16 protein-coding genes are annotated in these 20,834 nt (G+C 64.8%); 6 read left to right on the top strand and 10 right to left on the bottom strand.

Annotated features, from left to right (window positions below; translation table 11 throughout):
- Window positions 1–349 precede the first annotated feature (349 nt).
- Entirely contained in the window at window positions 350–985 is a 636-nt protein-coding gene (locus tag ACIPHM_RS09705; protein WP_400327290.1) for a trimeric intracellular cation channel family protein, read from the top strand.
- 38 nt (window positions 986–1,023) lie between these two features.
- Here ACIPHM_RS09705 and ACIPHM_RS09700 read toward each other — a convergent pair whose 3' ends face one another.
- Window positions 1,024–2,301, bottom strand: a complete 1,278-nt coding sequence (locus tag ACIPHM_RS09700; protein WP_400327288.1) for a citrate synthase — start codon at window positions 2,299–2,301, stop codon at window positions 1,024–1,026.
- A gap of 207 nt (window positions 2,302–2,508) precedes the next feature.
- On the opposite strand from ACIPHM_RS09700, the gene ACIPHM_RS09695 reads away from it, so the two are divergent.
- The 3 genes from ACIPHM_RS09695 to ACIPHM_RS09685 are packed head-to-tail and all read left to right on the top strand — an operon-like array spanning window position 2,509 to window position 5,707.
- Window positions 2,509–3,873: an MFS transporter gene (locus tag ACIPHM_RS09695; protein WP_400327287.1), complete on the top strand. Its 1,365-nt coding sequence runs from the start codon at window positions 2,509–2,511 to the stop codon at window positions 3,871–3,873.
- A 15-nt stretch (window positions 3,874–3,888) separates the two neighbouring features.
- Window positions 3,889–4,878: a 4,5-dihydroxyphthalate decarboxylase gene (locus ACIPHM_RS09690; protein WP_400327285.1), complete on the top strand. Its 990-nt coding sequence runs from the start codon at window positions 3,889–3,891 to the stop codon at window positions 4,876–4,878.
- A 55-nt stretch (window positions 4,879–4,933) separates the two neighbouring features.
- Window positions 4,934–5,707 (top strand): class II aldolase/adducin family protein, encoded by a 774-nt coding sequence (locus tag ACIPHM_RS09685; RefSeq protein ID WP_400327284.1) that lies wholly within the window; start codon window positions 4,934–4,936, stop codon window positions 5,705–5,707.
- A 115-nt stretch (window positions 5,708–5,822) separates the two neighbouring features.
- Here ACIPHM_RS09685 and ACIPHM_RS09680 read toward each other — a convergent pair whose 3' ends face one another.
- Complete coding sequence (locus tag ACIPHM_RS09680; RefSeq protein WP_400327282.1) at window positions 5,823–9,188, bottom strand: autotransporter domain-containing protein; 3,366 nt, start codon at window positions 9,186–9,188, stop codon at window positions 5,823–5,825.
- A 297-nt stretch (window positions 9,189–9,485) separates the two neighbouring features.
- Window positions 9,486–10,487 carry a 4-hydroxythreonine-4-phosphate dehydrogenase PdxA gene (gene pdxA, locus ACIPHM_RS09675; RefSeq protein ID WP_400327495.1) on the bottom strand — a complete coding sequence of 334 codons (1,002 nt, stop codon included), beginning with the start codon at window positions 10,485–10,487 and terminating at the stop codon, window positions 9,486–9,488.
- A 171-nt stretch (window positions 10,488–10,658) separates the two neighbouring features.
- Here pdxA and ACIPHM_RS09670 point away from each other — a divergent pair, with 171 nt between their 5' ends.
- Together ACIPHM_RS09670 and ACIPHM_RS09665 are read left to right on the top strand one after the other, a co-directional pair.
- Entirely contained in the window at window positions 10,659–11,423 is a 765-nt protein-coding gene (locus tag ACIPHM_RS09670; protein WP_400327281.1) for a DeoR/GlpR family DNA-binding transcription regulator, read from the top strand.
- Window positions 11,424–11,746: 323 nt separating this feature from the next.
- Entirely contained in the window at window positions 11,747–11,980 is a 234-nt protein-coding gene (locus ACIPHM_RS09665; RefSeq protein ID WP_400327280.1) for an alpha/beta hydrolase, read from the top strand.
- A 65-nt stretch (window positions 11,981–12,045) separates the two neighbouring features.
- Here the strand turns inward: ACIPHM_RS09665 and ACIPHM_RS09660 are convergent, their stop codons facing one another.
- The 7 genes from ACIPHM_RS09660 to ACIPHM_RS09630 all read right to left on the bottom strand — a co-directional run bounded on the left by ACIPHM_RS09660 (window position 12,046) and on the right by ACIPHM_RS09630 (window position 20,769).
- Window positions 12,046–12,978: a LysR substrate-binding domain-containing protein gene (locus ACIPHM_RS09660; RefSeq protein WP_400327278.1), complete on the bottom strand. Its 933-nt coding sequence runs from the start codon at window positions 12,976–12,978 to the stop codon at window positions 12,046–12,048.
- A 98-nt stretch (window positions 12,979–13,076) separates the two neighbouring features.
- The gene (locus ACIPHM_RS09655; RefSeq protein WP_400327277.1) at window positions 13,077–14,129 is read right to left on the bottom strand and encodes an ornithine cyclodeaminase; all 1,053 of its coding nucleotides are present in this window, start codon (window positions 14,127–14,129) and stop codon (window positions 13,077–13,079) included.
- Window positions 14,130–14,196: 67 nt separating this feature from the next.
- Window positions 14,197–15,315, bottom strand: a complete 1,119-nt coding sequence (locus ACIPHM_RS09650; protein WP_400327275.1) for a succinylglutamate desuccinylase/aspartoacylase family protein — start codon at window positions 15,313–15,315, stop codon at window positions 14,197–14,199.
- Between the two features lie 247 nt (window positions 15,316–15,562).
- Window positions 15,563–17,380 (bottom strand): dipeptide ABC transporter ATP-binding protein, encoded by a 1,818-nt coding sequence (locus tag ACIPHM_RS09645; protein ID WP_400327273.1) that lies wholly within the window; start codon window positions 17,378–17,380, stop codon window positions 15,563–15,565.
- A complete protein-coding gene (locus ACIPHM_RS09640; RefSeq protein ID WP_400327271.1) occupies window positions 17,377–18,198 on the bottom strand; it encodes an ABC transporter permease in 822 nt (273 codons plus the stop codon). Before ACIPHM_RS09640 ends, ACIPHM_RS09645 begins: the two co-directional genes overlap by 4 nt.
- Window positions 18,199–18,203: 5 nt before the next feature.
- Window positions 18,204–19,145, bottom strand: a complete 942-nt coding sequence (locus ACIPHM_RS09635; protein WP_400327269.1) for an ABC transporter permease — start codon at window positions 19,143–19,145, stop codon at window positions 18,204–18,206.
- Between the two features lie 4 nt (window positions 19,146–19,149).
- Window positions 19,150–20,769: an ABC transporter substrate-binding protein gene (locus ACIPHM_RS09630; RefSeq protein WP_400327268.1), complete on the bottom strand. Its 1,620-nt coding sequence runs from the start codon at window positions 20,767–20,769 to the stop codon at window positions 19,150–19,152.
- Between the last annotated feature and the right edge of the window lie 65 nt (window positions 20,770–20,834).

The raw sequence follows: 20,834 nt of genomic DNA, 5'->3' as shown, positions 1-20,834 counted from the left end.
GATCAAAAAGACACGTCGAAAAGGGCTGGCCGAATCTGCGTCAAGCCCGTCGTCACCGGATAGCCGATTGCCTGGCCTGCCAGCCGGGCACACCGGCCGGACCATCACCCCCACGGGGCACCGTTGCGCAAGATTCGGAGCACAAAAGGTTGAGAGTTTAAGGGGTTTGTGCGACATCCGGGAACGCATGTCCGTGTCTGTCGTTTCGTTGAAGGCAGTGTCGCATCGGCCCGGCCCCTTGAAAACTTGTACAAATCACAGTGGACGGCTTCATCGGCACCGTTAAACAAGGGGAAAAAAGGGGATAGCACCCGAAGTGATATATTCCTCCGGCATTGCGAGGGACAACATGAAAACAGAAATCTTCTACGCCCTTTACCTGATCGCGATCGTCACGGAAGCGATGTCGGGGGCCATCATGGGGATGCAGCGCGGCATGGACCGCTTCGGGCTCGCCTTCGTCGGCATGGTGACGGCGCTCGGTGGCGGCACGATTCGCGACGTGCTGTTCGGCCGTCATCCGCTGGTCTGGATCGCCCATCCGGAGTACCTGCTGCTCACGCTGGGGGCGGCCACACTCGCGTCCATCGTCGCGCGCCACATTCACCGGCTGCGCATGACATTCATTACGGTCGACGCCATCGGCCTCGCCGCCTTCACGATTCTGGGATGCGATATCGGCATGACCGTGAGCACGAGTCCGGTCATCGTGGTGCTCGCAGGCGTGCTCACGGGGATTGGCGGCGGCATGCTGCGCGACCTGCTTTGCGGGCAAGTGCCGCTGGTGCTGCGTCGCGAGATGTACGCCAGCGTGGCGTGTATTGCGGGCGCGATGTACGTCGCCATGGTGTATTTCAAGGTGCCGAACGGTGTGGCGACGAGCGTCGGCTTCGTTGCGGGCTTCGTAATCCGAATGCTCGCCGTCTGGTTCGGCTGGCGCTTCCGTACGTTCGAGAACGAAACACCCTCCGAGCCGATGCACTGACGGCACAGGCCACCGCGTCAGGGCATGCGGCCTGTGGATTACGCGCTCAACTCGTACTTCGCACGAGGACGCAGCATGAAGGCCTGCGTGCGTTGCTCCATGACGTGCGCCACCCAGCCGGCCGAACGGCCAACGATCCACATCGCGGTCGAGGTGCCGTCGGGCAGCCCCAGCGCTCGCGAGAGCGCGACCAGGCCCGTCGCCAGCCCCGCGTGCGCATTGAGTTCGCTGCGCATGCGCTCCAGAAAAGCGAGCGTCAAACGGGTGTTCTCCCGCAGCGTGTCGTCGATCGTGACGTCGTCCGTCTCGGCCATGAGTTCGCCCGCGATCTGCATCATCAGATCGGCACGCGCGTCGCCGCCCGGATACAGCGGGTGATTGAACCCGAGCAGGCTCGCGCCATATTCGCGCACCCGCCCCACACGCGTGTCGAGGGCGTCGAACGGTTCGCACAACAACAGCGTCTCGATCTTTTCGGTGCTGGTGCCCGTGGTGAAACCGATGTGCGAGCCAATCGCCGCCGCCACACATCCGAACAGATCCGCATTGGTGGACGCCGCCACCCGCGCCGAAAAAGTGGCCGGGGCCAGTTCGTTGTCGGCCAGCACGACTAGCGCCGCATTCATCGCCCGCAGTCTCGCAGGCGTCACCGCGCTGCCCGCCGCGCGCAGGATATGCCCGGCGACGTTCTCCCCCGGCGCACGTGCGATGAAGCACCGCTGCGGGCCGAGAAAGCCCACGCAACCGGCCATGCAATGCAGCATCGCCCGCGCCGCCTGCACGGCAGTCCCGTCGGCAAGCTCGCGCGCGCCACGTCCATGCATCGCCAGGGCGAACGGCACCATGCCCAACAGATTGCCGATGTCCGCGCTCGCCACTTCGCCCTCGTAGGTCGACAGGAATCGCAGCACGTCGGGCGGCGGCGCCTGCATCGGCCATTCGGCGATGCTGTCCTGCCAGATGCCCGTCATCAACAGATGCACCACCGACTCGAACGACGCGCCGCCGCTGGCCAGATCGATGGCCAGACGGTTGCGGTAGCGCGGGCCGTGCGGCGTGATCTGCGTGATCGAAGAGTGCAGTACCGGATCGCCGAGGCGCATTGTCGATTCTGCCACCGCACCGGTCGGCGCGCGTCCGCGCTTGCGCGTGGCGAGACGTTCGACGTCGCGACGCAGATAGAGGCTCTTGCGACCGTCCTCGTGCGGACGCGCACGGATCAACCCCCGGCTCACGTAGGCGTAAAGCGTGGCGGGTTTGATGTCGAGCATCGCCAGCACTTCCTCGCGCGTCATCAGATCGGTCTGCTGCGTCATTGTCTCCCTCGGTGGGATCGGTGGAATCGGTCGCCGCCCCCTTCGCGACGGCGTTGCGGCCCATGATGCCACATTCATATTGACTTTAAAAATCAATATTGATAAACAAAAAATCGATCAGTAAAGTCGTCTCCGTAAGCACAACAAAGACACTGCCGACCGGGTCTCGCCCGGGCTTCGACAGGTCGCCCCATTCGGAGACAACGCATGGCCCAAGACCTCCCGTCGCGGCAATCGGAACGCATCGACGTTCGCGACGCGCTGCAATCCGCCCCGCTCGGGGCGTTCCATTACCGGCTGGCAACATTGCTGGCGCTGATCCTGCTTTTCGACGGCTTCGATCTCTACAACGCCGCCTACATCGTTCACGACGTCACCGCGCTCTGGCATCTGTCCCCGAGCCAGATCGGCGTGCTGCTGTCTTGCGGGCTGGCGGGATTCGCCGCTGGCTCCGCCGTCTCGGGACCGTTCAGCGATCGCATCGGGCGGCGTCGCGTGCTGCTCGCGGGCATCTGGCTCTCGGGGGTGATGAGCCTCGCCATCGCACTGTTCGCCCACGATCTGCGCACATTCATCGCACTGCGTTTCGTGATGGGCATCTCGCTGGGCCTGCTCATGCCGGTGGCCGTCACATACATCAACGAGATTGCGCCGAAGCGCAGCGCGAACGTCTTCACCATCGTGTTCTTCTCGTGTGGCTGGATTGGCGGCGCAACGGTGTCCGGTTTCATCGCGGCGTGGCTGATTCCGCAATATGGCTGGCAGAGCATGTACTACGTCGGCGCGTTGTCGGTCGTGCTCGCGCTGGCGTTGCAATTCGTGCTGCCCGAGTCGGTGTCGTTCCTCGCCAGCCGGGGCCGTCAGGAGGAAGTCCGGGCGCAACTCACGCGGCTTTGGCCGGCACGCGCGGGCGAGTTTGCGAACGCGACGTTCACCTCTCCCGACGCAGGCGTGAAGGCGGGGTCGGTCGCAGCCTTGCTCTCAGGTCAATTCCGCCGTCAGACGATCTGCCTGTGGGCGATGGGCGCGTTGTCGCTCTTCTCGTCTTATGGACTATCGGGCTGGCTGCCGACGATCATGCTCAAACGCGGCGAGAACCTGTCGACGAGTTTTGCCTATGGATCGCTGCTCGTCTTCGCTTCGGCCTTTGGCAGCCTGCTGACCGGCGTGGTGGCCGACCGCATCGGCAATCGCCGTCTGGCGATGTCGCTGGCGTGGCTGTGCGGGGCGGCGGCCATCGCCGTGCTCGCCTGCGTGACCAGCGGCTCGGTGACGTTCGTGGGCATCGTGGTCGCGGGCATGTTCGTGATCGGTACGCAAACCGTGCTAAACAACCTCGTGGCCGTGAGCTACCCGACCGAGATTCGCAGCACAGGCGTCGGCCTCTACCTGGGCATCGCCCGCGTCGGTGCGATGTGCGGACCGGCGATTGCGGGCGTGCTGCAACAGGCGACGGGCAGCGCAGGCGCGATGTTCTTCGTGCTCGGCGCGGCGCTCGTGACGGCCGCCGTGCTGGTGTTTCTCGTGGCACGTCCCGAAAACCTGCCCAAGGCGCCGGCCTTCGGTCACTGAGGGCCCTCCCACGCCATGCCCAGACTCTCCCTTTCCCTCGCCGTGAACGACTACGATCACGTGCGCGACCTGCTCACTGGCCGTATCGGCGCCGAAGGCATCGACCTCGTGCCTTCCGTGCTGCCGGTCGAGGAAATTTTCTATCGCACGACGCACTTTCAGGAGTGGGATCTCTCGGAGATGTCGCTCGCCAAGTATGCGTCGCTGCGCTCACAGGGCGACGACCGTCTGATCGGCCTGCCCGTCTTCCCGTCGCGCGTGTTTCGCTTGTCGTCGCTCTATGTGCGCGGCGACGGCAGCGTGTCGTCACCGGCGGACTTGCGCGGCAAACGGATCGGCGTACCCGAGTGGGCGCAGACCGCATCGGTGTACTCGCGCGGCTGGCTCGTCCACGATCAGGGCGTGGCGCTCGCCGATGTCGAGTGGGTGCAAGGCGGCGTGAATCAGGCCGGACGGCGCGAGAAAGTGGCGGTGCGGCTGCCCGATGGCGTGCGCTATCGCCCGTCGCCCGAGAAGTCACTCACCGCCATGCTGCTCGACGGCGAAATCGACGCCATTCTCAGTGCGCGTCCGCCCGCGCCGCCGGTGGGGCGGGAACTGGCAGTCGTGCGTCTGCTGCCCGACTTCGAGACGGCCGAGCGCGCATATTTCGAGCGCACCCGCGTCTTTCCGATCATGCATCTCATCGTCATGCGGCGTGAGGTGTTCGCCGCGAATCGCTGGATCGCGAGCAACTTGCTGAACGCCTTCACGCAGGCGAAGAACGCCAGCATTGCGCGTCTCGACGACATCACCTGCTCGCACTTTCCACTGCCCTGGATGAGCCAGCGCGCCGCGCAAGCCCGCGAGATGTTCGGTGGCGATCCGTGGCCGTACGGGGTCGCCCCCAATCGCGTCACGCTCGACGCCTTTCTGCGCTTCGCCTTCGAGCAGGGGGTCTGTCATCGCAAGATGCAGGCCGACGACCTGTTTCCGCCCGAAGTCGCCGCCGCAATCCGGGTGTGACCTCCGGCGGCCGTCTTCACATCGATCTTTGTTTCGATCCTCATTTGCCACGACCATGACGCAAGCCACTTCCCCCTACCTCCCGGCGGCCACCGAACACGATCCCAGCGCAATGGCGCAATTGCTGGAAGACCTCGCCGCCGCCAACCACATCCTCGCGCATCACGAAGTGCTCGACGGCTTCGGCCACGTGAGCGTGCGCGACCCGCGCAATCCGGTGCACTTTCTCATCGCGCAATCGATGGCCCCCGAACTGGTCACGCCGGGCGACATCCTGACGCTCGATCTCGACTGCCAGCCCGTAGACGGCGACACGCGCAAGCGCTATCTGGAGACGTGGATTCACAGCGAAATCTACCGTGCGCGCCCGGACGTCAAGGCCATTGTGCACAGTCACTCGCCGTCGGTGATTCCGTTTGCGGCGTCGTCGGTGCGGCTGCGCCCGGTGTATCACATGGCGGGCTTTCTCGGCAGCGGTGCGCCCGTGTTCGATATCCGGCACTGCTTCGGGTGCACCGACATGCTGGTGCGCAACGGCGAGCAAGGCAAAGCGCTCGCCGAGTCGCTTGGCGCGTCGGATGTCGCGCTCATGCGCGGGCACGGGTTCGTGGCGACGGCGCCGTCGCTGCCTGCTGCGGTTTACCGCGCCATCTACACCGAACTGAACGCGGGCATGCAGTCCAAGGCCATCGCACTCGGCGGCGACGTGACGTATCTCGACGAAGAAGAAGGCAAGCGCTCGACGCTCACCAATCTCGGCGTGATGGAGCGTCCCTGGACCCTCTGGAAGCGTCAGGTGGCGGCCCTGCGCGGCGACGGATCGGCCTGACGCGCCCGCGCACGCCAGTGCGCGGGGGGCACGCCAACATCGGCAGCGCGTCGTCCCCAAGAAAAACGCCTCCCGAGATGCCCGGGAGGCGTTTTTCATCCGCTTGCGAGCGAGCTCACAATCGCCACGTCGCCTTCAACGAGCCTGCGAAGTCGGTGTCGCCAGTCCAATAGAGATTGCTCGACGCCGAGGCTCCGAGCACCATGCGTTCACCGAGTCGATACGACAGGCCGGCTTGCAGGCCGACACTGTCGCGTCCCACGACATCGCTGCGTGTGCTGAATCCGGCTGACGGATGAGCGGCGAGCGCCGCGCGCTGGGTGAGCGCGCCGTCTTTCAGTTCGCGATTCCACGTCGCTTGCAGGTTGGCGCTCAACGCGTTGCTAGCCGACGCAGGCAGATCGAAGCGAATCTCGCCGCCTAGGCGCGTGCGTAACGACGTGAAGGCCTGGCCCCTCAGATGCAAGCTCGCCCCGCCGCCGCTTTCCGTCACACTCGGGCGGTATAGCGTCGAGTAGTCGAGCGCGACGACCGGCCCCACACTCGACGCGCTGCCAAGCGCCCACCGCCAGCCCGCCCCCACGCTCGCCGTCGCCACAGCGCCGGTCCACGTGCCTCGCGAGCGCGACGTATAGCCGTTCACCGAAACTTTCCGAACCATGCGGGCGTCCTCTATGCCGACTCGCGCGAGCGCAAACGCGTGAGGCCCGGCCGCCGGAGCGGGAGCGTAGCGGGCATGCACGCCTATATCGAACGCGGTCGTGGGGCCGCTGCCCGGCGTCTCGGCGTTCAGACGCGTCGACTGGCCGCTGATGACGCCATGCGCCCCGAACGTCCAGTCCCGCGTATCGCCCGCGAACTTCTCTGCGCCGAGAACAACGCCATAGACCTTACCGCTCGCGCCAGCCATGCTGCCGCGGGCGCCGCGCCGGTAGCCGCTGCCGAACGGCACCGCGAACGCGCGCCAGTTGCTGCTCGAACGCTTTAAGGCATGACCGCTCGCGTCGACAGCGCCCGCACCGGTTGGCCCGATGACGTCACCCGCAACGGCACCCGCGACGATATCGGTGATCTGACGCTCTCGCATGAGCGCGCCCGCGAACATCGCGCTGTACCCGGCCGGGGAGAGTTGACGCAGTGCGCTCGTCACGTCGATGCCGTCCGGCGATGAAAAGTCGAGTGCCGCGAACAGCGGCCGTACGTCGGGGCTTGCCACACTCGCAATCCTTTCGAGCACGGTGCCCACACGACGGCCGTTACTGTCGGCACCGTAGCGGGAATAGGCCTTTGCCACTCGCGAGACCGCCAGCGTGTAGTGCCCACTGCCCAGTGCAAACGCGCTGGCAGCGAGCGTCGGCGATTCGAGCGGTGCTGTCACACGGGCAAACCCACCCGTCACGCTCGGCGCACTCACCCAGGCGTCCGACGTCAGACGGAATCCGTCCGGATACCAATCGCGTTGCGGTGCGATGGCGAGCATGCCGTCAAGCGCGGCGGTGCCGTTCACGACAAGCCGACTGAACGCCTTCGCGCCATTCGCCATCGTCAGCAGACGGCCCGTGGGCGACTGCGTGAAATTGCCTTCTACCGTGATTTCGCTCGCCGGGCCATCCGCGCTCGCGAGCGTCGGTGCCACGGTCCCATGGTTGACGAAGCTGCCTGCCGCGTTGAGCGTGTAACGCCCGATGCCCGCGAGCGTGGCGCCCTGCGCGATGTTGACGTTGTACAACGCGTGCTGGCCGGGCGCGCGTAATGTGCCGCCCGCCAGTTGCAGCGATAGATTGTCGATACCGGCGATGTTGCCGTCGTACTGCATCGCGAAGGCGGCATCCGGCCGCCCGGTGCTACGGCCATCGGCGTCGGGCAGCAGACCGAAAGTGAGCGTCGTGAGACGCGGTGCGCCGCTATCATCGACCTCCGAGTATGCGGACAGAATATCGCCGTGAAGCGATGCTCCGCGCATCACATTGACCCGATCGACATAGCCGGACTCAGACAGGTAGATGGCCGCATGATGACCCGCCAGCCGCCCCGTCAGATCGAAGGTGCCCACGAGCGGGCCCGCGAGCTCGGCCAGCAACGGCACGCGCTGATTCGCGATTGTGCGGATATACGAGCCCCGATACTCCATTGCGTCGCCCATGGGGTTGTGGCCGAAGTCGAAGCTGGCCGCAATGCCCCGCAGCCCCAGCGCCTCCACGTCCCCGCGTTGCACGAACGTGTGATCCTTGCCGTAGGTGAACATCACCGCCCGGCCGTAACTGCCGCCGGCATGCACGCGTGTGCCCGGCGCGATCGTGATGGCATTGTTCGTGCCGTCGACACGAATGCCGGCACCGCCCGCGCCGAGCGTGAGCAGGTCGGCGCGCTGCGAAATCGTGTTGTCACTGCCATAGACGTGCAGACCGAGCCCCACCATCGCCGTGTTGTAGGTGCCGGGCAGGTACGCCGTACCGAGCGCATTGCGACCGAAGTAGGGATTGTCGTTGGCGAGCGTAAGACCGCTGCCGTACACCGAATGGCCGAAGAAGTTGCGACGGTCGATGCGGTAGCCCAGATCCTGAAGCACCGCCAGCTCCGCCTCCATGAAGGACGCAAAGTTCCCGTATTGCTGGTGGCTCATCATGCTGCTTTTCAGCTCGAGGTGCGACAGGAAGTTATGGTCGATTTTCCCCTTGCCGTCGAGTATGCGCACGGGCACGCCGGGCATCGCACCGGCAAGCACTGCGCTTACGTGATCGCCGGCGAAGTACCCCCTATCCTGTCTCACATCGAACACGTCGGAAGTCGGCGGCGGCGCACATCCGGCGCACGCGATGTACTGATTCGGGTGCGCGGGATTGCCGTTGTCGTCGCGCAAATGCGACTCGTACTCGCTGATGATCTCGCGGAATACGGGGATGACCGCCTTGCCGGTGTCCGCGCCGAGGTCCTCCGCGATCCCCAGGACCCCCAGCACATGGGCGACTTCGTGTATGACGGTGCCCGGCAAATCCCAGCGCGGATCGAGCGGAATCTGCGAGGGAATGAACGGTAGCGTCGATTGATCCACGACACCTACCCCCAGGACGCCGTGAGTGTCATGAAACAATTCACCGGGCGGCCGATTCTGAAGGACTGCAGCGGCTTGTGTCGGCGAGACAGGCGTGTCTCCGGTGATCGGGCTCAGCGCGAAGGCGTTATCGGTCAGCGAAATCGTGCCGACATTCAATTTGGCATGCGATTGCCCCGGCACGACCTTGATGACATCCGCCCAATATTGGACGCCAGCCAGAATCTGTCGCTTGTGCCCCTCGCTCAGCGCCCACGGCGAAACGTCCTCGAGATAGTCGTAAATACCGTCAGCCGGCGCAAAGAACCGCACCTCGAAAATTGGCGTGCCATTCGAATCGACTATGCGTTGCGCTTCGTAAGCCCGTCCAGGACTCCCCCAGACCGCCAATGCCGCCAGCACCATGGCCGTCAAACCGTGTCTTGCCATTCCCAGACCTACTTCTCCGAACGCCACTCCGCCAACCTCTTCTTATTGAGAGCATGCGATTACCCCGATGAAATACCGGCCGGCCTCGCGTGAAAACATGAAATCGACGCATCCCGGCCGAACGTCGGCAGAGTCTAGCGTTTTTCAAATTTAATGTTGGAGTCCGAATTCAACGCAAGGCGTTGGCATGCGGGAAGCGCGGCGCGAAATTGGGAAAAGGCCCGAGGAGACGGGGAGAAGAAGGAGAGAAGACGGTGGGACTGACGGCGACTTGCGATAAGTCGCCGTCTGCAACGCTTACGCGCGGCGCGTGGCCAGTTCGGCGCCTTGACGCAAGGCTTCGAGCAGACTGCCTTCGTCCGCAATGCCCTTGCCTGCGATGTCGAACGCCGTGCCGTGATCGACCGACGTGCGCACCACTTGCAGACCGACGGTCACGTTCACACCGGCTTCGAGACCCAGCACCTTGACCGGGCCGTGCCCCTGGTCGTGATACATGGCGACGACCAGATCGAAGTCGCCGCGTCCGGCGCGGAAGAACAGCGTGTCAGCCGGCAGCGGGCCTTCGATATCCCATCCGCGCTCACGCAGCAACTGCACCGCCGGCACGATCTTCTCTTCCTCTTCGCCGTAGCCGAACAGACCGTTCTCGCCAGCATGCGGGTTGATGCCGCACACGGCGATACGCGGATTTGCGATGCCGGCCTTGACCAGCGTGGCGTGACCGCGCTCGATCGTGCGCTGCACCAGTCCCGGCTCGATCTTGCGAATCGCGTCGATGATGCCGATATGCGTCGTCACGTGAATCACGCGCAGTTGCGGCGCCACCAGCATCATCGACACTTCCTCCACACCGGTCAGATGCGCGAGCATCTCAGTATGGCCCGGGAACTTGTGACCGCCGGCATGCAGCGCTTCCTTGTTCAGCGGGGCCGTGCAGATGGCGTCGATCTCACCGGCTTCGGCGAGCTTCGCGGCGTGCGCGATGTATTGGTATGCCGCGTCGCCAGCGATGGCCGACAGTTGGCCGAACGGCAGATCTTCCGGAATCAGGTCCAGATCGATGCACTCGATCACGCCGCGCGCGAAGGTCGCTTCGGCAACCGTCTTGATGCGGCGCACGCTCAGCGGCTTCTGCACGATGGCGATGGCTTGCTCGAGACGTCGCGCGTCGCCGATCACCACCGGGCGGCATTGCTGATAGACGCTCTCGTGCGCCAGGCTCTTGACGATGATTTCCGGGCCGACGCCAGCCGCGTCACCCATGGTGATGCCAATGACAGGGAGGTATTGATTCATGGCGTTTGCGTTCATATCCGTTTCGTTGGGGGGGGCCCGGCACGTTGGCCGGGGCGAAATCCAAATGTCCTGCTGACGGCGAGCGTCAGTCCCGCGGGCCGTGCATGCCATTGGCATGCCGCACTGTTCGTCCGCGCGAATCCACGATTCGTACCGCTGACTGATCCATCCATGAAAGTTGCTAACCGCCGCGAGGCGATTTTCAAAGCCGTTCTCTCGGGTATGACCGACGTTGCTGCGCTGTGTGCGCATTTCGGCATGTCGGAGGCCACCGTGCGACGCGACCTGCGCGCGCTGGCCGACGAGCGTCGCATCGTGCGCACTTACGGCGGTGCTGCCGCGCCGGTGCGCATGCACGAACCCGAGGAATCGCTGGAGTTGCGTCGCGAGAGCTTTCGCGAGCAGAAGGACGCCATCGCCCGCGCCGCGGTCGCCCATGTCGACGACGGCGACACGATCTTTCTCGATGGCGGCACGACGACCGAAGCCATGGCCCGCTTTCTCGCGGGACGCGAGAACGTGCAGGTCGTGACGAACAACCTGCTCGCGGTCGGCGCGCTGGCCGCTAACAAAGTGCCGGTGACGTTGATCGGTGGCGACGTACGCCCGTCGAGCATGAGCGTGCTCGGGCCGTTGGCGCAACTGGCGCTCTCGCGCGTGTCCGTAGACAAGGCCTTTTTGGGCGCCGATGGCGTCGTGGCCGGACGCGGACTTTGCGAAGCGTCTGCCGAACAGGCGTGGCTCAAGGAGTGCATCATCCGACAGTCTGCGAGCGTGTATGTGCTGGTCACGGCCAACAAGCTCGACCGCGCGAGCCAGCAGCACTGGACACCCCTGGAGCGCGCCTGGACACTCGTGACCGATGCGCTCCCCGACGACGACGTCCTCGCAGAATTCCGCAAGCGTTCGGAAATTGCCATCGAGTCGGTGCGCTGAGGGCGAGCGCCACTGCGATGTAATCATCGGAGACATGCAGGGGACTCAACGCGACGTCAATTCGCGGCGCGCCCACGTTCCTTCGACGCCCCCTTTTTTTCCCGCGCAGAATGCCTCCTATTGCGCTGCGCGCGCGTTTTGACGAAGACGAAGCGAGACCCCGATGACCCTGAACCGACGCACCCTGCTCCTGGCAGCCACCATGACGTTGATGGCGGGTTCGCTGCGCGCCGCACCGCGTAGCAACGACGAACGCGCGACGCGTTCTCGTCGGCGATCATCCGGATAAGCGGGAAAGCGAGGCATGGTCTGTCGAAACGCACGTGAACGGCGGCTGCCCGCCGGTGTTCCTCACGCAGGCCGACGACGATCCCATCTCGAACCCCGAGAACACACGCATCATGAAGCGCGCGTGCGAGCAGGCCGGCGTGCCGGTCGAGTTTCATCCGCTCGCGAGCGGGGGGCACGGTTTCGGGATGGGCAAACCGGGCACGCCGACGGCCGAATGGCCGGCCTTTTACGAAGCGTGGTTGCGTAATCGTCAGATGATCGCCTGAGCGTCCGAGGGCCCCCTCAGCGCTGACTCCGGCCCGGGCGAGACGGAATGCGTCTCGCTCGCGCCTCAGCCCGCCGTGCTTCTCACAGCAGGCCCGTGAACGAGGCGCGAATAAGACACGAGCATCGACACCAGCTCCTGCGTGGCCAGCGTGAACGGCGCAGAGCGACGCGCCACGAGACAGACATCGCGCGGATCGAACGCCTCGCGAATCGGAATACTCGTGAGCGCTCCGGAAAACAACGTCAGTTCCGAGAGCACGCGAGGCTCGATGGTCAGATAGTCGGATTCGCAGACGATGTGTAGTGTCTCAAGCAGCGACTCCGCTGTCAGCACGACCTTGGGCGCGCCGAGATTCTCGGTATTGAACAGACTGACCAGCCGGTTCTCGGCACCGCCGACAATCCCCGCCGGACGAATACTCACCCACTCGCAGTCCACCAGATCGCGAATCGATGTGACATGCGCCTTGGGGTGCCCCTTGCGCGCAATCACGCTGGGCATCGACCGGTACAAGCGCTCGATGGACAAGTCGACGTCGCTCACCTGCGGGGCGAGCGGCGCCAGCGCAAAGTCGAGCCGTCCGTCGCGAATCCGCTCGATCAGCATCTTCGTGTAGCCGCTCGTGACATGCACCTGCACGCGCGGGAAACGCTCGACGAAGCGCTTGACGACCGGCAGCAGCAATTCCGCCAGCGGCTCGGAGGTCACGCCGAGCGTGATATTGCCCTCATCCTCGCCACGCGATTGCATGACGTCCTGCGACGCGAGCTCACAGTCGCGCAGGATCGCGTTCGCCCGCACCAGAAAGCGCTCGCCGACAGCCGTGAGACTGATGCCCTGATGCGAGCGGTTGAGCAACGTCACGCCCAACTCGCCTTCCAACCCCTGAATCGCCTGCGTGAGCGTGCTTTGCGCAATGTCGAGCGTGCGGGCTGCAGCGCGAAAGCTACCCTGCTCGACCACGGCGCAGAACACGCGAAGCTGGACTAATGTCATTGGACCTCTCATCGTGTTGATCGGCCGGCGCGTCGGGCATCACAATGACACGCTCGCCGCATGGCTTGCGCCGGTAACGCGTCATCGTACCTCAGCGCTTATGCGGCGTGCACCGCCACGGGGGCAGCCGACGCGAGCGGCGCAACGAGTTGATACAGATCCTTGCAGTTCTCGAGCTCCGGGATCAGGTCGATCACGCGGCCAACACCCGAGTTGCGCGCCAGATCATGCAGATAGCGCAGCGTGGAGAAGTCTTCGAGCGCGAAGCCGACCGAATCGAACACGGTCACCTGATCTGCCGTCTCGCGGCCAGCCACCTGGCCCGCCAGTACCTGCCAGAAATGAATCACCGGCGAATTGGCCGGCAGATGTTGAATCTCGCCTTCGATGCGCGTTTGCGGTTCGAACTCGACCATCACACGGGCGTTGGTCACGATGTCCGTATGCAACTCGGTCTTGCCCGGGCAGTCGCCGCCCACCGCGTTCAGGTGCATGCCCGGCTCGATCATGTCCGGCGTGAGAATCGTGGCGTTCGCCTTGTCCGCGGTGACGGTCGTCACGATATCGGCGCCGCGCACGGCTTCGCGCGCCGAGCTGGCGCAGACGACGCGCAGGTCGGGCACATTCGCGAGGTTGCGCACGAGCTTGGCCGTGGCAGCGGGATCGACGTCGAACAGACGGATCTCCTGAATGCCCAGCATGGCGTGAAACGCGAGCGCCTGGAATTCGCTTTGCGCACCGTTGCCGATCAGCGCCATCACGCGGCTGTCGGCGCGCGCCTGCATCTTCGCGGCCAGTGCCGACGTGGCCGCCGTGCGCAGCGCGGTCATCAGCGTGAACTCGGAGAGCAGCAGCGGCGCGCCGGTATGCACGTCGGCCAGCACCGAGAACGCCATCACCGTGAGCAGATTGCGACGCGTATTGATCGGGTGACCGTTGACGTATTTAAAGCCGTACAGGTCGCTGTCGGAGACGGGCATCAACTCGATGACGCCGTCCCTGGAGTGATTCGCCACGCGCGCCGATTTGTCGAACTCGGACCAGCGCAGGTAGTCGTCGCGAATATAGGTGGCCAGTGTCTCGATGAACGGTGCGACACCGGTTTTTCGTAACAATCGTTGAACGTCGTGAATATCGATATAGCGAGTCATAAAGGGTCTCGTTGTCAGAATTGGGTTCGGCCTACATTGGCGTAAGGAGGTCTCGCGAAACGATGAATCAGGCACCGAGCAACATGCCGGTACGTTGAGCGCGATGCCCCGTGACGCGGCCAAGCGGATCGCCCGCATTGACGAAGCGCACATCGCGTCGCATGTACATCACACCTTCAGTGCGGCTCACGAGCGTGGTGACGTTGCCGGTGAGCGGATCCACGATGTCGAATACCGGTTGGCCCACTTCAATGAGGGTGCCGAGCGTCGCGCGGTGCACCAGCACTCCCGGGCACGGCGCGCGGAATTGCTCGCTGCCCGCCAGGGGCGTCGCCGGATGCGGCAGGTCCGGCAGCGGCGAGACTTGTCCGTCCACGTCGCCGGTGTAGGTCAGGTATTGCATGATGGCGCTGGCGTCGGCTTCGGCCTGCTCGTATGACACGTCGCGCTGACCGCGATGCTCCACCGTCACGGACACCGGGCCGGAAGGCATCGGATACGTGGTGCCGAAATGCTGGCGCACCCGGTACCACGTGAAGCTCTGCGCCTCGTCGAAGGAGTTCGCGCCCGAGTCCAGCGCCAGCAGGGTCGCCTTCGATCCCAGATAGCGCGCCAGCGGCTCGGCGGCCGGCCAGCATTCGTCGCCGGTGTAGAGGTGCATCGTCGCCTCGCGCGAGCAGTGCAGATCGAGCACGATGTCGGCGTCGTGCGCCTGAAGCATCAGCAGGGATTGCAGGCCGCCGAAGGCATCGGTAACGGGGCGAGCGAGCAAGGCTTCGCGCCATGCGGTGCGCACACGGTCGCGATTGCGGGCGACGTCGTCCGTGAGCTTGCCTTCGAGCTTTTCGACGATGGCGTCGAACAGCATCGGGAAGCCGCGGTTGTAATTGCGTCCGCTGGCCAGTTCGAAGCGGCCCTGCGGCGCGCCCATCAGCCATTGATTCAGACCGAGCGGGTTGGCCACGCTCAGCAGCACGACTTCCGCGCGCAGACGCCCCTGCGCTTCGAGCACGAGCAACTTCTCGCGAAGACGCGTGGCGACGAGCATCGCCGGGATTTCGTCGGCGTGCAGCGCGGCCTGTATGTAGACCTTGCGTCCGCAGTTCGCCTCACCGAAGTGCTGCGCCACAACGGATTGCGCCGTACCGGTGCAAACGAACGGGAGGGTGTGAATTACGCTTTGCATGAATGAAATCGAATCAGGTCTTACCAGGTACCAGGGGTCGTACTCAAGGTCGTACTAAGGGGGCGCGCAAGCGTCGCAATGTCTTATGAGCCAGTGTAGGCAGTCATTCGTCGCGCAGGAATGCGGTCGCACCGATCAGGATCACGTTTGCCAATCACCCGGACGATCGGCAAACGGATCGCCGGGGTAAAACACCCAACGGCTTCGGCCTGAAATCCCGCCGAAACCAAGCTGGAATTCAACCGAATCACACCGTGCCAAGCACCGCCACACGGTGCGCCCCATCGACGCTGCCCGCCACCGCGGCCAGTTGCGGTGTGGCCTGCGGCGAACGTTCGGGATCGAAGTACGCCAGCGAGGTGTCGTGCGGCCCGAGCGAGCGGGTATGCACCGCAAAGCCCTCGTCACGATTGCCGCGCAGTTCGGGCACCGCCTGAAGCAGACGCCGTGTGTACGGGTGTGCGGGCATATCGAAGATCGCGTCGCGCGTGCCCGCTTCCACCACATGCCCACGGAACATCACGATGACGTGATCGGACAACTGCTCAACCACGCCCAGATCGTGCGAAATCAGCAAACAGGCGAAGCGGTAGCGCGCCTGCAAGGAAACGAGCATCTCCAGCACCTGCTTCTGGACGGTGACGTCCAGCGCCGACACCGGCTCGTCCGCCACGATGATCGCGGGATGACTCGCCAGCGCCCGCGCAATCGCCACACGCTGACGCTGTCCGCCCGAGAGTTGATGGACGAAGCGCGGCCCGAAGCCGCCCAGGCCCACGTCCTCCAGCACCTCGGTCACGCGCTCGCGCCGCTGCGCGGCCGTGAGCGACGTGTCCAGACGAAGCGCCTCGTGCACCAGCGCCTCGACACGCATGCGCGGGTCCAGCGAGGAGTACGGATCCTGAAACACCATCTGGATCGAGCGACGCGCCTCGCGCAACTCGCTGCGCGAGCCAACGCCTGGGAACGGTTTGCCCAGCACCTTCACCTGCCCGCCCGCGAGCGGCAGCAAGCCCATGATCGCCTTGGCCATCGTGGTCTTGCCGCTGCCCGACTCGCCGACAATCGCCAGCGTCTGCCCGGCGCGCAGCGAGAACGAGCAAGGGAACACCGTCGGCACGCGCTTTTGCCCCCACAGACGTGTCGGCACCAGATAGTCGATGGCGACGTTATCCACTTCCAGCACACGCTCCCCCGCAGGCGTCGCCGCTTGCTGCGAGGTGTCGCGGGCATCGCGACGCGGCAACGATTCGAGCAGGCGCTGCGTGTACTCGTTCGACGGATGCGCCAGCACGCGCTTGACCGGCCCGGTTTCGACCAGATCGCCACGACGCACGACCATCACGCGCTCCGTATAAGCTGCGACCAGCGAGAGATCGTGGCTGACGAAAATCAGCGCCGTACCCTCTTCGCGCGTGAGGCCGATCATCACGTCGAGCACTTCCTTCTGCACGACGCAGTCAAGCGCGGTCGTCGGCTCGTCGGCAATCAGCAGGCGCGGCTTGAGCAACATGACAGCCGCCAGCAGAATCCGCTGACGCATACCGCCCGAGAACTCGTGCGGGTATCGGCTCATGCAGCCCTTCGGGTCACGCACCCGCACGCGCCCCAGCATGGCGATGGCTCGCTCGCGCGCCTGCGCTTCGGGCACGCCACGACGGCGCACCAGCGCTTCGACCATCTGCTCGCCGATGCGAATCGCCGGGTTGAGCGACACCATCGGCTCCTGGAACACCATCCCGATATCGGTGCCGCGCAATTCTCGCCATGCCTGCGGCGACAGATCGAGCAGCGAGCGGCCGTCGAACTGCATCGACTTGGCGCGCACGGTAGCCGACTCCGGCAACAGCCCCAGCAGCGCCTTGCCGATCAGCGTCTTGCCGCTGCCGGACTCGCCGACAATCGCGAGCGACTCGCCGGGATGCAGGTGCAGATCGATGTCGCGCACAACATCGCGCTGACCGCCCTGCCCGTCCGGGAAAGCGATGCGCAAGCCTTCGATGGTGAGCAACGCGGCCGCCTGCGTGGCCGGGGGACTTTGCAATCTTTCAGACGTCGAGGTCATTTCGCCTCCTTCATGCGAGGGTCCAGCAGATCGCGCACGGCGTCTCCCAGCAAGTTGATGCCGAACAGCGCCAGCGAGATCGCCGTGCCGGGGAACAGCACGAGCCAGAACGCCTGCTCGATGGAGGCGCGTCCGTCCGCCAGCATGCCGCCCCACGTGGGCTCCGGTGCGGGAACGCCCAGGCCCAGGAAGCTCAGCGCACTCTCTGCGAGGAGGGCCGAGCCGAACAGCGACGTCGAGAAGATCAGCAGCGGTTGCACGCAATGCGGCAGCACGTGACGAATGAAGGTCCAGACTTCGGAATTGCCCATCGTGCGCGAGGCGACCACGTAATCACGCGTGCGCAGCGAAAGCACGGCGCCGCGTGCAATGCGGCTCACGGACGGCGTGTAAGCAAGCCCGAGCGCGAGCACCACGCCCCACTTCGAGGGGCCGAGCACGGTCATGATGCCCAGCGCCAGCAGCAGGCCCGGGAACGCCATCAGCGCGTCGACGAACATGCCGGCGATACGGTCGAGCCAACCGCCGACGTAGCCGCAAATGGCGCCGATCAGCGTGCCGCCGGCGAGTGCCAGCAGCACCGAAGCCAGACTCACCGTGATGCTCACCCCGGCTCCGGCCATGAGACGCGAGAGCACGTCGCGACCGAATGCGTCGGTGCCGAACCAGTGCTGCATGCTCGGCGCGGCGTAACGCGCATAGAGATCCACGTCGGTCGGGTTGTAGGGCGTGTACACGAGGTCGACGGCGGCGATCAACACCAGCAGCCCGACCAGAAAGCCGCCAATCCAGAGGTTGGCGCGATGTAAAGATTTCATGGCGTTCAGTGTTTGAGTCGGGGGTCAAACAGCGGATAGAGCAGATCCACCACCAGATTGATGACGACGTAGATCAGCGCGATCACCAGCAGGCACCCTTGCACGACGGGGTAATCGCGTGCATAGATGCTCTCGACCAGCAAGCGCCCCATCCCCGGCAGCGTGAAGACGGTTTCGATCACAGCGCCGCCCGCGAGCAAGTGCCCCACGACCAGACCGATGACGGTCAGCGCCGGGCCGAACGCGTTCGGCAGCGTGTGACGTGCGAGCACGCGTGCTTCGCCAAGGCCCTTGGCGCGCGCGTGGGCGATGTATTCGAGTCGCAGCACATCGATGCTGCTCGCCCGGATCATGCGCGTGACGACGGCGATTTCCCCAAGGCTCACCGCGATGACCGGCAACACGAGGTAACGAACCGAACCCCAGCCGGCCTCGGCGAACGTCTGATAACCGAAAGTCGGCAGCCAGTGCAGCTTCACGCCGAAGACCCAGATCAGCAGAATGCCGGACCAGAAACTCGGGATCGAGACGAGCAGAATCGTCGTCATGACCACGGCCAGATCGCTGCGGCGATTCTGACGCCACGCAGCGAACAGCCCCGCCGGAATCGCCACGAGACAGGCGATGACCGTGGCGCTCAGCACGATCTGCGCCGTCACCGGAAAGGCTTCGGCGATAAGCGTGGAGACCGGACGGTGACGGGCAATCGACATGCCGAGATCGCCGCGCAGCAGATGCTCGACCCAGTGCAGGAACTGCATGGGCAGCGACTCGTCGAGACCGAACGAATGACGCAGGTGCGCGAGCAATGCGGGATCGTGAATGTCTCCCAGCATCAGCGTGGCCGGATCGCCCGGAATGGCGCGGATCATGGCGAAGACGAGCACCGCCACGATCACGACCGTGGGGAACGCCATGGCGAGGCGTTTGAACAGATACGTCGGCATGGCCTCAGTCCTTCGTGACGTTATAGAAGCGCTTCAGACGCAGCGGCCAGGTCATCACGCCATGCAGGCGCGAGCTGACCAGTATCAGGTCGGGCGAGTCGTAGAGTACGAGCATCGGCGCGTCGGCCAGCATGCGCTGGTGCAGTTCTGCAAGCACCTTGGCGCGCACGGCGTCGTTGGTTTCCCCGGCGATGCTGCGCAGCAGGGCCAGCGCTTCGGGGTTTTCCCACTGCACCAGCGGGTTGCGGTCCTTGTCGCCCAGCACGTCGGCAAAGATCAGCGCCGGATCGGTGCGTGCCGTGTAACCGAAGGCCATCAACTGGAAACGTCCTGCGCGGTAATCGGCGAGTTGCTTGCCCCACTCCACCACTTGCAGCTTGATGTTGATCCCCGCACGCGAGAGCAGCGATTGCAGATACACCGCCATCGTGAACATGTGCGAGTAGCGGCGATTGGTCTCCAGCGTGATCGGCTGACCGTGATAGCCCGCTTCCTTGAGCAGACGTTTGACCTCGGGTAGCGACTGCACGTAGCCGCGCTTCGTGATGTCGCTGGCGAGCGCGCTGGCGTTTGGCACGAGCGACGGGTTGTAGCCGGTGCGGCCTTCCGTCACGGCACCGGCAATGCCCGGCAAGTCGGCCGCCAATGCAATGGCGCGTCGAATGCGCACGTCGGAGAGCAACGGATCGCGGTTCTGGATGAGCATCACCGCCGGGTCGGCACCGGGGCCGGCCAGAATATGCCAGCGCGGGTCCTTCGGCGGCACGATCTGCTCGGACATGTTCATCGCATCGATCTGCCCGGCCATCAGCGCAGAGAGCTGCGAAGTTTCGTCGGGAATCACGACGAAGCGCACGTCGGCATGCGCGATCTTGCTGCCTGCGAGACCGCTCTCGGGTTCCTTGCGCGGACGGTAGCCGTCGAACGGCTTGAGCAGCACGTACTGCCCCGGCTGCCAGTCGCTGAACAGATACGGCCCGGTGCCGATGGGCTGGACCCACTTGCCCTGCGCGTCGACGCTATCGGGACTGAGCACCGCCATCGGGCAGCGCGGATCGGTCAGGTGATTGAGGAACAGCGCCGAGGGCTTGTCGAGCGAGAACACCACGGTGCTGCGGTCCGGCGCACTCACGTTCAGCACCTTCGCACCCGCGTGTCCATCGTAGGCGCGGCGGCAATAGAACCCGGTGTGCGGATTCATGAAGTACTCGTAGCTCCACTTCACGTCGGCCGCCGTCATGAGCTTGCCGTTGTGAAAGTGCACGCCGTGACGCAAGTGGAACGTATAGGTCTTGCCGTCCGGCGAGATATCCCACGAGTCGGCGAGCATCGGGCCGATGCTCATGTCGTCACGCAGCGCGACCAGCGATTCGACCACGTGCGCGAGGACCGTATCGGTCGCGGTGTTGCGCAGGATGCTGCCCGGCATCGAAGTGGGCGTATCCGTGCTGATCGCGAAACGGATCTCGTGATGCGGCACGGGCGTCTGGGCTGGCTTGTCTGGCGTCTGCGGCGTCTGCGCTGCCGCCGTGCCCGCAAGCGCAGCGGCCGACGCGAGCACCGCGCCGGCCAGACACGCCCGTGCGCTGCGCCGCGCCATTGTCGTCATTGTTTTGGGGAACATCAAGAATCGTCTGAATAAGGGGAGCCTTCGCCGGGACGTCGTCTCCTGTTGACGTTACCCGGCGA

Origin of the sequence: Pandoraea sp. NPDC087047, from assembly GCF_044745225.1 — a bacterium.
Lineage (GTDB): Bacteria > Pseudomonadota > Gammaproteobacteria > Burkholderiales > Burkholderiaceae > Pandoraea.
Note: the sequence above shows the minus strand (reverse complement) of the source record. Positions and strands in the feature narration are given on the sequence as shown.